Source organism: Paraburkholderia sp. J67 (genome assembly GCF_905220265.1).
Classification (GTDB): domain Bacteria; phylum Pseudomonadota; class Gammaproteobacteria; order Burkholderiales; family Burkholderiaceae; genus Paraburkholderia.
The window spans coordinates 127,950-143,732 of the sequence record NZ_CAJMZK010000001.1; the positions used below are offsets into that span (position 1 = coordinate 127,950).

Here is a 15,783-nt window from a genome sequence, read left to right on the forward strand (position 1 = left end):
CCGGCGCACTGCCGGTCCGCGCCGTGTTTCGCTTCGGAAAGCGGGTGCGGCGCACTGCGTTTCTTATCGGCAACAGACACGACCAGGCGCCATGCCCGCATCCCTCACGTCCCTCACGTCAATCACGCATCGATTCCGCTCGCGCGCTGCGCGCGGTGGTCTGTCCGTATTCGTCACGCGCGGAGGCCGCATTTGAGCGCGCGCGAACTACCCACCGGGCTGATGCTGGTGCACGGCAACGAGCCTGAGCGCCTGCGCGACCTGATCGTGAACTGGATCAGCCAGCATCCCATCGGGCCGCTCGAAAAGGAAATGCTGCTGGTTCAGAGTAACGGCATTGCGCAGTGGCTCAAGCTGGCCTTCGCGGCCGATCCCGAGGACGGCGGTTGCGGCATCGCGGCGGCGCTGGAAATGTCGCTGCCGTCGCGTTTCCTCTGGGCGGTCTATCGCGCGGTGCTGGGCGAGGAGGCCGTGCCAGCCGTCTCGCCGTTCGACAAGTCGCGCCTCGTCTGGCGCCTCATGCGCATGCTGCCTGCGTTGCTCGACGAGCCGGGCTACGAGCCGCTCAAGCGTTTCATGGCGCACGACGAGGAGCAGCGCAAGTGCTTCCAGCTGGCCCAGCGCGTGGCCGACCTGTTCGACCAGTACCAGGTCTATCGCGCCGACTGGCTCGCCGCGTGGGCTGCGCACGAGGACGTGGTGATCGACGCGCGCAACAACCGCATCCCACTCGCCGACGATGCGCGCTGGCAAGCCGCGCTCTGGCGCGCGCTACTTGCCGATGTGAGCGAGCGCGCGCCCGCAGGCAGCGCGCTCGCGCAGACTGGCCGCGCCGCGGTGCACGATCTCTTCATGCAGCGCGCCGAGGCCTGGCAAGAAGGTGATGAGGACAACCCGCGCCCGCGTGGGCTGCCGCGCCGTCTCGTGGTATTCGGCATATCGAGCTTGCCGCGCCAGTCGCTCGAAGTGCTAGCGGCGCTCGCGCGCTGGAGTCAGGTGTTGCTTTGCGTGCATAACCCGTGCATGCATTACTGGGCCGATATCGTCGCCGATCAGGACCTGCTGCGCGCGCGTCATGCGCGTCAGCGCCGCCGCGCGGGCGCGCCCGCCGTGCTCGACGAATCGCAACTGCATCTGCATTCGCAGCCCTTGCTGGCGGCGTGGGGCAAGCAGGGGCGCGACTTCATCGGCCTGCTCGACGAATACGATAGCGACGAGGCGCGCGAGACCTATACGCCTCACTTCACGCGTATTGGCCAGCGTATCGACCTGTTCGATGGCGGCGATCCGCAGACGTTGTTGCAACAGTTGCAGGACGATATCCGCGATCTGCGGCCGCTGGTCGAAACGCGCGAGCACTGGCCTGCCGTCGATCCGCAGGTGGACGAATCGATCCGCTTTCATGTCGCGCATAGTGCGCAGCGCGAAGTGGAGATTCTGTACGACCGGCTGCTCGCGGCCTTCGCGGCGGACCCCGCCTTGCGCCCGCGCGACGTGATCGTGATGGTGCCCGACATCGAGGTTTATACGCCGCATATCCAGGCGGTGTTCGGTCTCGTCGATGGCGACGATCCGCGCTACATTCCGTTCAGTATCGCGGATCGTGCGCAGCGCGCGTTCGACCCGCTGATCGGCGCGCTGGAGATGCTGCTGTCGTTGCCGCACGCGCGCGTGACGGTCAGCGACGTGCTCGATCTGCTCGAAGTGCCCGCGGTGCGCGCACGTTTCGGTATCGACGCCGACGACGTGCCGACGCTGCGCAACTGGATCGACGGCGCGAATATTCGCTGGGGGCTGCACGCGCAGCAGCGCGCCAGTCTCGGCCTTCCTCAAGGCGATGAAGCGAGTGCGCCCAATAGCTGGATGTTCGGCTTGCGCCGCATGTTGCTCGGCTACGCGGCGGGCGATCGCGCGGGGGCGTGGCGCGGCATCGAGCCGTATGCCGAAATCGGCGGCCTCGACGCGGCGCTGCTCGGCCCGCTCACGCGCCTGATCGACGCGCTCGACGCCGCGTGGCGCACGCTGCGCGAACCAGTCGACGTGGCGCTCTGGTGCGAGCGGCTGCGCGCGCTGATGGGCACCTTCTTCGCCGCCGACGAGGGCGATGACGCCTATACGCTCGAACGGCTCGACAACGCCCTGTTGACGTGGCGTGACGCCTGCGACGAAGCCGCGCTTACGGAAGCGCTGCCGCTTGCGATCGTCGCGGAAAACTGGCTCGGGCAACTCGACGGAGGCGGCCTCGCGCAGCGCTTTTTCGCAGGTGCGATCACGTTCGCCACGCTCATGCCGATGCGCGCGATTCCGTTCCGCTACGTCTGTTTGCTGGGCATGAACGACGGCGATTATCCGCGTAGCCGCACGCCGCTCGATTTCGACCTGATGCGCCGCGACTATCGCCCCGGTGACCGCTCGCGACGCGAAGACGACCGTTATCTGTTCCTCGAAGCGATGATGTCCGCGCGCGATCACCTACATATTTCGTGGGTGGGCCGCAGCGTGACCGACAACACGCCGCGTCCGCCTTCGGTGCTGGTCGGACAGTTGCGCGACCATCTCAAGGCGGGCTGGCGGCTGGAGGACGAAGAGACCGACAAGCCGCGCAAGCTGCTCGACGCCCTGACCATCGAGCATCGCCTGCAACCGTTCAGTGCTGAATACTTTCCGGCCGATCCGCATGACGCGCCGCTGTACACGTATGCGCATGAATGGAGCCGTCCCGCGCCGCTTGCGGGGGCGACGCCCCAAGACGCCGTTTTGTCCCCGCCCGAGCGCGACGAGCCGCTGTCGATTCGCGAACTGGGCGAGTTTTTGCGCGACCCGGTGCGTACCTTCTTCCGGCAGCGCTTGCGTGTGGGCCTTGAAATGCAGGACGAAGCGAGCGAGAACCACGAGCCCTTCGAAGTCGACGCCTTGCAGGCGTGGCAGTTGCAGGACGAACTGATTCGCGCGCAGTTGCGGGCGATGGAGCGCGGCGAGGACGACCTCGATGCCGTCGCGCGCGCGCGGCTCGAACGCATGCACCGCAGCGGCGATCTGGCTTCGGGTGGCTTCGGTGAAGTGATCGGCGAAGAACTGCTCGAACCGATGGAAGCGTTGTTCGCCGAATATCGCAAGGCGCTCGCGCGCTGGCCGACGCCGCTCGCGCATCAATACGAAATTCGTCTCGATACGCTGCGCGAGGGCCGCACGCTCGACATCCAGGACTGGCTCGACGATATCCGTGAAGGTGAGGGCGGCGCGCTCGGGCGCGTGATTCTCGATGCCGGCACGCTTATCAAGGACAACAAGTATCGCGGCGACCGGCTGGTGGCGTATTGGGTTGCACACGTCGCCGCGCAACTGGCGGCGGGTGAGGTGACGACGGTGATCGTCAGCAAGGTGGGTGTGGCGGAGTTCGCGCCGATCGCGCCCGACGTGGCGCGCGCGTGGCTGCTCGATCTGCTGGCGGCGTGGGACGAAGGCGGCCGCCGGCCGCTGCCGCTCGCCGTCAAGACGGCCTTTGCCTGGCTACGCAAGCTGCCGGTCGACTACGTGGCGGGTTCCGGCGAGATTCCCGCCGAGGCATGGGAAGCGGCTCGCACCGCGTTCGAAGGCGCGACGCGCCTGCCCGGCGAGTGCGATACGAATCCCTATCTGCGCCGGGCATTTCCCGATTTCGATGCATTGATCGAAGGCGATGAATTCGTTGCGCTCGCAACCTCGCTGCTGCTGCCGGTGCAACGTGCGCCGCTGTCGTCGTCGAAGAGAACCCAACAGGCGAATACCGCTGGAGAAACCGCATGACCCCGGCAGACGACATGATCGCCGATGTGCTGGAGCCGCTGCGCTTTCCGCTTTACGGCAGCCGCCTGATCGAAGCGAGCGCGGGCACCGGCAAGACCTTCACGATCGCCATGCTTTATGTGCGGCTAGTGCTCGGCCATCACGGCGAGATCGACCCCTACGCGATCGATGACGATGAAAGCGCAAACGCACAGAGCGGTTTGCGACCGCTCACGCCGCCCGAGATCCTCGTCGTGACCTTTACCGACGCCGCGACCAAGGAACTGCGCGAGCGTATCCGCGCGCGCCTGATCGAAGCCGCCGACTATTTCCGCGCGCTGCCCGAAGACGTGCCGCTGCGCGCGCCCGGCGTCGACCTGCTGCACGATCTGCGTGAGGCGTACCCGCCGGAGCAGTGGCCGGGCTGCGCGCGCCGCCTGCAACTGGCCGCCGAATGGATGGACGAGGCCGCGGTTTCGACCATTCACGGCTGGTGCAACCGCATGCTCAGCGAGCATGCGTTCGATAGCGACAGCCTGTTTTCGCAGACGCTGGAAACGGACCAGACCGAACTGCGTGCCGAAGTCGTGCGCGACTACTGGCGCACCTTCATGGCGCCGCTCGACGCAAAGGGCGCGGGTGAAGTGCGTAACTGGTTCGCGAGCCCCGATGCGCTGCACAGTGCGATTCGTGGTCTGCTCGCGCACGCGGAGCTGTTGCCCGATGCCGTCGATCCCGCCGCTGCGCTGCATGAGGCACGTACGCAGGCATACGAAGAACTGGAAGCGCTAAAGGCGCCTTGGCGCGAGGGCATTGATGACGCGGAAGGCCTCATCGCGGCGGCGCGCGAAAAGAAGCTGTTCGACGCGAAAAAGCTGAATACGCGCAACTGCGAGAACTGGTTTGCGAAGCTGCGCGAATGGGCCAACGACCCGCATAGCGCGCACCCCGGCTTCAAGGACGATGCCGCGGTGTGGACGCGCCTCACGCCCGACGGTCTCGCGGACATCTGGAAGGATGGTGCGCCGCCCGCGCATCCGTGCTTCACGGCGATGGAAACCTTGCGCGAGGCTTTGGGCGCGCCGCCCGAGGCGAAGCTGCCAATCCTCTGCCACGCGGCGCGCTGGGTCGCGCGGCGTTTCGAGGAAGAAGAGGCGCGGCGCTCGCAGATGGGTTTCGACGATCTGCTCACGCGCCTGCTGGCCGCGTTGAAGAAGCCGAACGGCCCGCGCCTCGCCGAGATCATTCGCAAGCAGTATCCGGTGGCGCTGATCGACGAGTTCCAGGACACGGACCCGGTTCAGTATCAGATCTTCGATTCGGTCTATGCGATCGAGTCGAACAACGCCGATACGGCAATCGTCTTGATCGGCGATCCGAAGCAGGCCATCTACGCGTTTCGCGGCGCGGATATCTATACCTATCTGCGTGCGCGGCGCGCCTGCGAGGGGCGGCTCTATACGCTCAAGAAGAATTTCCGCTCGACGCGGGCGATGGTCGATGCGGTCAATCGCTGTTTCGAAGCGGCGGAAACGCGCACGGAAGGCAGTGGCGCGTTCCTGTTTCGGGGCGCGCAAGGCGGGGCGAATGCCTTGCCGTTCGTCGCCGCCGATGCGAATGGCCGTCCCGACGAACTCGTGGCCAACGGCAATACGCTGGCCGCGCTCAACGTCTGGTGGCTGCCGGGCGCGGACGACGGCAAGGCGATGAGCAAGACCGCCTATTTCGCGAGCATGGCCGCGAGTTGCGCCACCGAGATGGTGCGCCTGCTCAATCTGGGCCAGATGGGCGCGGCGGGCTTCGAAGGCGAGGAGGGGCTCAAGCCGCTGCGGCCTTCGCATATGGCGGTGCTCGTGAATAACCGCGACGAGGCGCGTGCAATTCGCGAAGCGTTGGCGGTGCGCGGCGTGCGCAGCGTTTATCTGTCCGATCGCGATTCCGTGTACCTGACGCCGCAAGCCGACGAATTGCGTTACTGGCTGGGCGCGTGCGCAGAGCCCGATGACGGGCGGCTCGTGCGCAGCGCGCTCGCCACGGCGTCGCTCGGCCTCGGCTGGTACGAACTGGACGCGCTGGGCCGCGACGAGATCGCGTGGGAAGCGCGCGTGCTGCAATTCCGTGGCTATCGCGAGGTCTGGCGCAAGAAGGGCGTGCTGCCGATGCTGCGCCGTCTGCTCAACGATTTTCATGTGCCGCAGCGTTTGCTGGGCGAAAGCGCAGCGTCAGGTCTGAACGGCGAGCGTGCGCTCACGAACCTGCTGCATCTGGCGGAACTGCTTCAACAGGCGAGCACGCAGCTTGACGGCGAGCATGCGCTTATCCGTTATCTCGACGAGCAACGCGAGGACGAAAGCGCGGGCGGTGGTGGCGATGCACGCCAGTTGCGCCTCGAAAGCGATGCTGGGCTCGTGCAGGTAGTGACCATCCACAAGTCGAAGGGGTTGGAATATCCGCTGGTTTTCTTGCCGTTTGCGTGCGCGCATCGCGCGGTGAAAGCCAGTGACGTGCCGTTCAAATGGCATGATCAGGATGGCGAATTGAAGGTCACGCTCGCCCCTGAGCCTGCCGTGCTGACTCAAGCCGACCGCGAACGGCTCGGCGAGGACTTGCGCAAACTGTACGTCGCGCTCACGCGTGCCTGCTACGCGACGTGGATCGGCTACGCGCCTGTGCAGAACGTGGAAGGGAGCGCGTTCGGCTATCTCGTGGGCGGCGGCGAAGCTTTACCCGCGGAGCACAGCGATACGCTGCTCGAATCGCTGCGCGGGCCGTGTAGCGATATTGCCGTCGCACCTGCACCTGTGGCCGGTAACGAGGTTTTCGCTTTGCAGGGGCCGGGCGCTGCACGCGGCCGCGCGCGGACCTTCCCGCGCCGCACGCGCACGCCGTGGTGGATCGCCAGCTATTCGAGCCTGAAAACCGTAGAGGGCGCACAAGGCGCGTTCGCGGCGAAGCAGGAAGAAGAGGAGCGCATCGCGCCCGACACGCGCGGCGAGGACGTGTTCCTCGAACTGCTTGGCGCGAGCTCGCCTGACACTGGCGACGCCGAGTTCGACGCGCCCAACGCCAATACGCTAGCGCCAGCGGGTGCGCCGATGCACGGTTTCGAGCGCGGCGCGGACGCGGGCAGTTTCCTCCACGAACTCATGGAGTGGGTGGCGAACGAAGGTTTCGCGGAGATCGCCGATGAGCGCGCGCATGCGCGTCTGCGCGACATGATCGCGCGGCGCTGCAGTGTGCGCGGCTGGTCGCAATGGATCGAGACGCTCACGCAATGGATGCTGGCTTTTATCGGCACGCCGCTGCGTTTGCCGGATGTCGGCGGCGAGCCGGTGTCACCGCTCACGCTTTCGTCGCTCGATAAAGCGGCGTATATGGCGGAAATGGAATTCTGGGTCGCGGCGCACAGGGTCGATACGCTCGAACTCGACGCGCTCGTCACGACGCTGACGCTGGACGGCGCCCAGCGCCCGCAGCTGGATGCCGCGCGCCTGAACGGCATGCTCAAGGGCTTTATCGACCTCGTGTTCGAACATGAGGGGCGTTATTACGTGGCCGACTACAAGTCGAACTGGCTGGGCGCCGACGACGCCTCATATACCGGGGAGAAAATGCGTTCGCAGATCCTGCATTCGCGCTATGAACTGCAATACGCGCTTTATCTGTTCGCGCTGCATCGGCTGCTCAAGTCGCGGCTGCCCGACTACGATTACGATAGGCATATTGGCGGTGCCGTCTATATGTTCCTGCGTGGCGGGAATTCACCGAGTCAGGGCTTGCACTGCGAGCGTCCGCCGCGCGAACTGATTGAAGGACTCGATGCGCTCTTTGCGCATCACGGCACGCTGGAGGGCGCGGTATGACGAAGCGCCGCACGACTGCGAACTCGGGTCTCAACGATGGCATCGGGGTGACTGGGGACCTGTTCGCGCAACTCGAATTGCAGCCTGAATATGAGCCCGAACTTCGACACGAAGCCCCCGCGCCCGCGCGAGCCGCTGCGCAACGGACGGCAGCGCAGATGCTCGGCACGCTCGAGCGTTGGGTCGAACGCGGCTGGTTGCGTGCGCTCGACGGCGCGTTTGCGCGTTTCCTGCTGGAGGAGGCGCCCGACGTGCCGCCGCTGTTGCTGCTGGCCGCTGCGTTGGCGAGCCATCAGCTTGGGCGGGGGCACGTGTGCCTCGACTTGAAGGCCACGCTCGACGATCCGGCGTTCGCGCTCTCCTTGCCGCCCGATGGCCCGCAGACGCCTTCCGATGAGCCGCCGCAGCCGCCCGCCGAAGTGCTGGCAGGCGTGACGCTCGAACATTGGCTGGCGGCGCTCGATGTGCCGGATCTGGTGGGCGCGGAAGGCGACAACACGCCGCTCGTGCTGACGGGAACGCGCTGCTATTTGCGCCGCTACTGGCAATACGAGCAGGACGTGCGCGCGGGCATCGAGGCGCGACTCGCGCAGCGCGCGCGCATCGAAGCCGAATTGCCCGCAGAGGCCGCACGTGCTGCGCTGGACGCGCTGTTCGTGCCGCGTGCGGCGAAAGCAGCAGAGGGGAACCGTGCCGATTGGCAGAAGCTGGCCTGTGCGCTAGCCGCGCGTAGCGCCTTCAGCATCATCACGGGCGGCCCGGGAACGGGCAAGACCACCACGGTCGTGAAGTTGTTGGCACTCCTTCAGACGTTGGCGCTCGGCAGCAACGTGGTGGCGCGGCCATTGCGCATCCGCCTCGCGGCGCCCACCGGCAAGGCGGCGGCCCGTCTGAACGAATCGATCGCCGGTGCCGTGGCGCGCTTGCCGTTCGAGGCACTGGCGCAGCGCGTGGACGCGTCGGCGCTGCGCAACGCGATTCCCACCGCCGTGACGACTTTGCATCGCGTGCTGGGCACGCGGCCAGGCAGCCGGCGTTTCCGTCACGATGCCGCCAATCCGTTGCCCGTCGACGTGCTCGTGATCGACGAAGCTTCGATGGTCGACCTCGAAATGATGGCCGCCGTGCTCGACGCCTTGCCGCCCACGGCGCGCCTGATCCTGCTCGGTGACAAGGATCAGTTGGCCTCGGTGGAGGCTGGCGCGGTGCTAGGCGAACTCTGCGACCGCGCACGCGAGGGTCATTACACGGAAGCGACGCGCGTGTGGCTTGAGGCTGCCACGGGCGAGCGCATCGACGCCGTCATGCTCGACGCGCAGGGCACGCCGCTCGATCAGGCTGTGGCGATGCTGCGCGAGAGCCATCGTTTCGCATCGGAAAGCGGGATCGGCGCGCTCGCCGAACTCGTCAATATCGGCGACGCAACGGGCGTGGCGAAGATCTGGCGGCACGGTTACACGGATCTCGCGCGCCTCATCTGTCCTGTGCACGATGACGGGCCATTGCGCGCGTTGATCGTCGACGGCAGTGTGGATGAAGCGCTGGTCGTGCGCGAAGGCGCTTCGCAGCGACGGGGTTATCGCCACTACCTCGAAACGATGCGAACCACACGGCCTGCGCCAGGCTCGACGCCGGAAGAACTGGCAGGGTGGGCGGCCGGCGTGCTGAAGGCGCATACCGAGTTTCAGTTGCTGTGCGCGTTGCGACGTGGCGCATGGGGCGTGGAAGGACTCAACCGGCGTGTCGCCCGGCTGCTTCAGGAGGAGGGGCTGATCGAGCCGCTTGGTGACTGGTATGCGGGCCGGCCCGTGCTCGTCACGCACAACGACTACGAGCTGGGCTTGATGAATGGCGACATTGGCATCGCGCTCGACTTGCCCGTAGAAGATGGACGGCCGCCGGTGTTGCGTGTGGCGTTCCCGGCCGGGGACGGTGCGGGCGGGGTGAAGTGGGTTTCGCCGAGCCGCTTGCAGGGCGTGGAGACGGTGTTTGCGCTTACCGTCCATAAATCGCAGGGTTCCGAGTTCATGCACGCGGCGCTGGTGCTGCCCGATACCTACAGCCCGATCCTCACGCGCGAACTCGTCTATACGGGCATTACGCGGGCGCGCGCTTTTCTCACGCTTGCGGTGCCCGAAGGTCGCTCGGTTCTCGACCGTGCGGTGGTGGCCAAGGTGCAGCGTGCGAGTGGCCTGATGGCTGGCCTTGCCCGCGACGCGGTACAGAGCGCGTGACGTTTCCGATCGGATAACGAGAAAAAACGCCGGGCGATGCCGGGTCGGGCCCTGACCAGGCCCGCTCCGTCACCGCCCGGCGTTTTCCGATCGGAAATCGGGAAAACTCGCCGGTGCCGTCTTAGACGATCGTCAGCGTCACGTCGATGTTGTTGCGCGTGGCATTCGAGTACGGGCAGACGATGTGAGCCTTGTCGACCAGCGCTTGCGCGGCGGCGCGGTCCAGGCCCGGCAGCGAGATGCGCAGTTCGACCTCGATGCCAAAGCCATTGGGGATCTGGCCGATACCGACGTGGCCATTGACCGAGACGTCAGCCGGGATGGCGATCTTGTCGCGTGCAGCCACGAATTTCATTGCACCGATGAAGCAGGCGCTGTAGCCCGCTGCGAACAGTTGCTCCGGGTTCGTGCCTTCGCCGCCTGCGCCGCCCAGTTCGCGCGGCGTCGTGAGCTTGAGGTCGAGGTTGCTCGCGGGGACCACGGCGCGGCCGTCACGGCCTCCGGTTGCGGTGGCTTCGGCGGTGTAGAGGACTTTTTCGATCGACATGACTGACTCTCCAGTGTGAGCAATGCAGCAAATAAACTGCGGTGTTGAATCGTTAGTCGTCCAGACCGATGGCGGTCTTCGCGACAGATAAGGTACTGCGTGGCATCGACGTTAGCGCTCCATCATGGCGAAACCGTGTGACGGGCGCTATCGTCATTCTAAAAATACTATCTATCACTAGATAGATATGAGGCTACGACATAAACCAGACTTAATCTCTGTCCTGCTTCAATCTACCGGTTTGGCTATCTACTAAAAGATAGATTAACGGCCCTGCGAAAAGACGGAAAACCGCCTTCGTCAAATCTTTCCGGTCGCGCCGTTCCTGCTGCTGATCAGGCGACCTTCCACATCGCTTCCACGTCTTCCAGGCGCGCCTTCGTGTGAAACAGGCGGCTTGCCAGCACGCTGCCTTGAAGCGCCGCGAACAACGTGCGCGCTGCGCTTTCCGGTTTGCCTCGTGCGACCAGCGTACCTTCCTCGACACCCTGCGCCAGCACCTTCGCCAGCCACGCCTCATTCGTGCGGAAGAACGCTTGAACCGCTTCGCGGACTTCCTCGGGCAGCGTCTCGATGTCGGCGGCCAGCATGCCGCACAGGCAGATCTGGTTGCCGTCGCCCAGCGTCTTGCCGAAAAACCGCGTGTACATGGCGAGCTTTTCGTTGGCCGACAGTGCCGGATCGACCGTTTGCAGCGCCTGCATGACTTCGTCGCTGTACTGCTTCACCGCCTCGAGCACGAGATCGTCTTTCGACGGGAAGTAGTAATGGATGCTCGACGTCTTCACGCCTACGAGCTCTGACAGGTCGCGATAGCTGAATCCGTTGTAACCCCGCAGCATCATCAAGGTGATGGCGTGATCGAGGACCTGTTCGCGTACTGTCAACTTCGTGTTCATGGGCTCTAATTTATCTACTAGCAGATAGACTGTCAAGCACTTCGCGAAAAAAGTTTATTTGCCGCGCTGGTTTCCTTCAGGAAACAAATGGCCGGGCGTCCATGATGCGGCTCCCGGCCGTCCATTTACAGGCCGCGATGGCCTGCGCTGGCAATCAGCCGCAGGCCGAGCGCCGCGATCGCACCGGCGGCGACGCGGTCGATCCAGCGCTTCGCGCGCAGATAGAGTTCGCGCGGGCGCTGACTGGAAAAGCTGAGCGCGACCACGGTGTACCAGCCGGCTTCGATCGCGAACACGAGCGGCGGCAGCGCGAAATAGCACCAGAGCGGCGGGTGCTGCGGCAGCAACGCCACGAAGATGCTGCCGTAGGCCACGGCGGTTTTGGGATTGCTGAGCTGGGTCGTCAGGCCGCTCCAGAACGATTTGCCCGGCTGTGCGGCGCGCTGCTCACTGTTGCCCATCGTCACAGGCTCGCCCGCACCGCGCCAGATACGCGAGGCGATGTACAGCAGATAGACGCCGCCTGCGATCTTGAGCCCGGCATAGAGCCACGCGACCGTGGCGAGCAGCGTATAGAGTCCGGCGAGCGCGATGCCTGCGAAGCAGATTGCGCCGATGCCCATGCCGAGCGCCGTGGCGACGCCATCGCGCCGTGACAGGCCGATCGAGTTGCGCGCGACCATCACGAAGCTCGGTCCCGGGCTCATGGCGCCGAGCAGAAGCGCGGCGAGGATGCTGACAACAGCGGTAGTGGGTGACATGGTGCTCGTGGGTGCCTGGAAGGAATCTTTAACACTAGCACGCGCAAAACGGCGTGCGCTGCGGCTTATCGGAAACGCGCGGAAACGAGGGCGTTTCCGATAAGAAGCGCGGTGCTGCTTGCGTCTCTTATCGGCAACTTCTGCCTGAGTTCAGGCGTCGCGCAACCGGCTCCAGTGCTCCAGCAGCACACGGGTTTGCTCGCCGACGCTGGCCTTGAGGAAGTCGGCCTTTTCCGCATCGATTTCGTCCCATTCCAGTGACGAAAGCGTCGAGCGGCGCGCGATATGAAACAGCAGAAACTGCCCGTAGAGGCTGAACATCCGCACCACGGTGAGGGGATCGTCGGCGGGCTTGCCCGTGATGCGCGCCAGCAGTTCGACGTTCACCGCGTTGAGCGGTGCGCGCACGCGCTCGCGCAGGACCTGGGAGCCAATTTCGGGCTCGCCGCCGCCTTGCTCGCGCGCGAAGAAGAGGCGTTGGTCAGGCTCGCTGCGTTTCACGAAAGTGCGGTCCGCCACTGAGCGCTGGATGTCGAGAAAGGCCTCGATCAGCGCGGGCGTGTCGCCGTTGCGTTCGAGCACGGCGCGTGCGCGTAGCACGGCAGGTTCGAAGGCTTGCCAGGATTCGTCGGCGATCGATTCGGCGCACGCACGATAAACGCCTTCCTTGTTCTCGAAGTAGTACTGCAACGCGGGGGCGTTGACGCCCGCGCGCGCGGCGATGTCGCGCGTCGAGGCGCCTTCGAATCCATGCTGCCCGAACAGGCTGATGGCGGCTTCGATGATCTTGCGGCGGGTTTCGTCGCCGCGCGCATAACCGCCCGCCGAGGGGCGGCGCAGTCGTTTGGGTTCATTCATGGCATGTGGGGGTCGACCTGGGCTGACGAAAATATAACACTTGACACAATTTTGCCGGATGGAATAATTTTACCGATTGGTAATAATATTTTGTCGAGGTTGTGAAAATCATGTCAACGACTGCTGGAGCGCCAGGGCGCGAGGCGCCGGGCGACGCCGTTTCGCAGGGCAAGCGCGGCACGAAGCGCAAGGTGCTGATCGGTCTCGGACTCGGGGCGCTGGTCGCGGCGGGCGTCTGGGGCGGGCACTGGTGGCTCGTGGGTCGCTTCATCGAAAGCACCGACGATGCCTATCTTCAGGCGGACAGCGTGACCGTCGCGCCGAAGGTGAGTGGCTATATCACCGATGTCTACGTGGCCGACAACCAGAGCGTGAAGGCGGGCGATCCGCTCGTGAAGCTCGACGCGCGCCAGTATCAGGTCGCGCTCGATCAGGCGAATGCCACGATCGATGCGCGCGCAGCGGATATCGAACACGCGCAGGCGCAGCTTGCGCAACAGCGCGCCAATATCGCCCAGGCGCAGGCCCAGCAGGAAGTGGCGCGCGTGAGCCTGCGCCATGCGCAGGACGAAGTCGCGCGCTATGCGCCGCTCACGGCCAGCGGCGCGGAAACGGCCGAACGTCTCTCGGAACTCAAGAGCACGCGCGACCAGGCTCAGGCCACCCTCGCCGCCGATGGGGCCGCCGTGGAGTCCGCGCGCTCGCAGATCGCCGCGCTCACCGCGCAGCTCGCGCAGGCGCGTGCACAGCTCGAAGCGTCGCGCGCCAGTGCGGCGCAGTCGCAACTCGATCTCGACAACACGGTGGTGAAGAGCGTGCTCGCGGGCCGCGTCGGCGACCGTAGCGTGCGGGTGGGGCAGTACGTGCAGCCCGGCACGCGCATGCTGACCGTGGTGCCGGTGCAGAAGACCTATCTCACCGCGAACTTCAAGGAAACGCAGATTGGCCGTATGCGCATTGGCCAGCCGGTCGAAATGCACGTCGATGCGCTGCCGGGCCACACGCTGCACGGCGTCGTGGACAGCTTCTCGCCGGGTACGGGCGCGCAGTTCGCGCTCCTGCCGCCCGAGAACGCCACCGGCAACTTCACGAAGATCGTGCAGCGCGTGCCGGTGCGCATTCTGATCGACACTGGGCCGCAAACGCGTGGCGTGCTGCTGCCGGGCATGTCCGTGACCGTCGATGTCGATACGCGTTCCGCCCGCGAAGACGATCGCCGGATCGACACTGAGAATCATCGTGACTGATCAAGCGAATGCGCAGGCGAATGCGGCCGCCACGCCGCACCCGCATGGCGAGCGCGCGGGCGTGGCCGACTGGATCGCGGTGGCTGCGGGTGCGCTGGGCGCGCTGATGGCGACGCTCGACATCTCCATCACGAATTCGGCGCTGCCGCAGATCCAGGGCGAAATCGGCGCGACCGGCACCGAGGGCACGTGGATTTCCACGGGCTATCTGATGTCGGAAATCGTGATGATTCCGCTCGCCGCATGGCTCACACGCGTGTTCGGACTCCGAAATTTCCTGCTGACGAATGCGGCGCTTTTCATCGGCTTTTCGATGATGTGCGGGTGGTCCGGCACGCTCGGCCTGATGATCGCCGGGCGCATCGGCCAGGGCTTCACGGGCGGCGCGATGATTCCCACGGCGCAGACCATCATCCGTACCCGTTTGCCGCTCTCGCAGTTGCCGGTCGGCATGACGGTGTTTGGTTTGATCGTGCTGCTCGGGCCGTTGCTCGGTCCTGTGCTGGGCGGCTGGCTTGCGGAAAACATCAGCTGGAGCTGGTGCTTCTTCATCAATCTGCCGGTTTGTATCGCGCTGATTACCTTGTTGATCGTGGGGTTGCCGAAGGATCGTCCGCATTGGGAGGCGTTTCTCAAGGCCGACTGGCTGGGCATCGTCGGGCTTGCGGTCGGACTGAGCACGTTGACGGTGGTGCTCGAAGAAGGGCAGCGCGAGCGTTGGTTCGAGTCGACCATGATCGTCACGCTTACCTGTGTCTCGCTGGCGGGCATGGTGTTGATCGGCATTTCGCAGTTCGTGGCGAAGAAGCCAATCCTGCGTCTGTCGCTCATGCGCAACCCGCGTTACGCGAGCGTGATCGTTATCGTGTCCGCGGTCGGCGCGGGGCTTTACGGCATTTCCTATCTGCTGCCGCAGTTCCTGAGTATCGTGGCGGGCTATAACGCGGAGCAATCGGGCGCGATCATGCTCCTGTCCGGTTTGCCCGCGTTTCTGGTGATGCCGATCCTGCCGCGCCTGCTCGGCAAGGTGGATTTTCGCGTACTCGTGGTGAGCGGGTTGTTGCTCTTCACGCTGAGTTGCATGCTCGACGTTTCCCTGACCGCGCAAAGCGTGGGCCACGATTTCGTCTGGTCGCAGCTCATTCGCGGCGTGGCGCAGATGCTTGCGATGATGCCGCTGAATCAGGCATCGATGGCGGCGGTGGCGCGCGAAGATTCCGGCGACGCAGCGGGCCTCTACAACATGGCGCGTAACCTGGGCGGCTCGGTCGGCCTCGCGATCATCGGCACGCTGATCGACCGGCGCGAGACCTATCACACGGCGGTGCTGCGCGAGTCGTTGAGCGCCAATTCGCTGATCGGGCAGGAGCGCCTGGCTTCGGGCGCTGCGAACTGGTTCGCCCAGACCGGCGACATGGCGTATTCGCAGATGCGCTCGCTCGGTCAGATTGCGGCGCAGATCCAGCAACAGGCGATTGTCATCACGTACTCCGAAACATTCTGGGTGCTCGGCATCGCGCTCGCATCCTGCGTGCCGCTCGCGCTCCTGCTCAAGAAACCGCAGCCCGGCGTGAAGGCGCCGTCAGCCGGCCACTGAAGCCTATTTTTA

At 65.1% G+C, this 15,783-nt stretch carries 9 protein-coding genes; 5 read left to right on the top strand and 4 right to left on the bottom strand.

Annotated features, from left to right (window positions below; translation table 11 throughout):
• The first annotated feature begins 192 nt into the window (after positions 1 to 192).
• From recC to recD, 3 genes are read left to right on the top strand one after another with little or no spacing between them, the layout of a single operon-like run.
• A complete protein-coding gene (gene recC / locus U5782_RS00570) occupies positions 193 to 3,786 on the top strand; it encodes an exodeoxyribonuclease V subunit gamma (RefSeq protein WP_322041919.1) in 3,594 nt (1,197 codons plus the stop codon).
• Entirely contained in the window at positions 3,783 to 7,628 is a 3,846-nt protein-coding gene (gene recB / locus U5782_RS00575) for an exodeoxyribonuclease V subunit beta (RefSeq protein WP_322041920.1), read from the top strand. The genes recC and recB overlap by 4 nt, the downstream gene beginning before the upstream one ends.
• Positions 7,625 to 9,862, top strand: coding sequence for an exodeoxyribonuclease V subunit alpha (recD, locus tag U5782_RS00580; protein WP_322041921.1), 2,238 nt, complete (start codon positions 7,625 to 7,627; stop codon positions 9,860 to 9,862). The genes recB and recD overlap by 4 nt, the downstream gene beginning before the upstream one ends.
• Before the next feature lie 121 nt (positions 9,863 to 9,983).
• On the opposite strand, the gene U5782_RS00585 is transcribed toward recD, so the two are convergent.
• The 4 genes from U5782_RS00585 to U5782_RS00600 form a co-directional block, all read right to left on the bottom strand.
• Entirely contained in the window at positions 9,984 to 10,409 is a 426-nt protein-coding gene (locus U5782_RS00585; RefSeq protein WP_322041922.1) for an organic hydroperoxide resistance protein, read from the bottom strand.
• 335 nt (positions 10,410 to 10,744) lie between these two features.
• Positions 10,745 to 11,308 carry a TetR/AcrR family transcriptional regulator gene (locus tag U5782_RS00590; RefSeq protein ID WP_322041923.1) on the bottom strand — a complete coding sequence of 188 codons (564 nt, stop codon included), beginning with the start codon at positions 11,306 to 11,308 and terminating at the stop codon, positions 10,745 to 10,747.
• Positions 11,309 to 11,433: 125 nt separating this feature from the next.
• Positions 11,434 to 12,069, bottom strand: a complete 636-nt coding sequence (locus U5782_RS00595; protein WP_322041924.1) for a LysE family translocator — start codon at positions 12,067 to 12,069, stop codon at positions 11,434 to 11,436.
• Positions 12,070 to 12,219: 150 nt separating this feature from the next.
• Positions 12,220 to 12,927, bottom strand: coding sequence for a CerR family C-terminal domain-containing protein (locus U5782_RS00600; protein WP_322041925.1), 708 nt, complete (start codon positions 12,925 to 12,927; stop codon positions 12,220 to 12,222).
• A 110-nt stretch (positions 12,928 to 13,037) separates the two neighbouring features.
• Between U5782_RS00600 and U5782_RS00605 the strand changes: the two genes are divergently transcribed.
• The gene (locus tag U5782_RS00605; protein WP_322041926.1) at positions 13,038 to 14,174 is read left to right on the top strand and encodes an HlyD family secretion protein; all 1,137 of its coding nucleotides are present in this window, start codon (positions 13,038 to 13,040) and stop codon (positions 14,172 to 14,174) included.
• Positions 14,110 to 15,771, top strand: a complete 1,662-nt coding sequence (locus U5782_RS00610) for an MDR family MFS transporter (protein ID WP_415914218.1) — start codon at positions 14,110 to 14,112, stop codon at positions 15,769 to 15,771. The genes U5782_RS00605 and U5782_RS00610 overlap by 65 nt, the downstream gene beginning before the upstream one ends.
• The last annotated feature ends 12 nt before the right edge of the window (positions 15,772 to 15,783 follow it).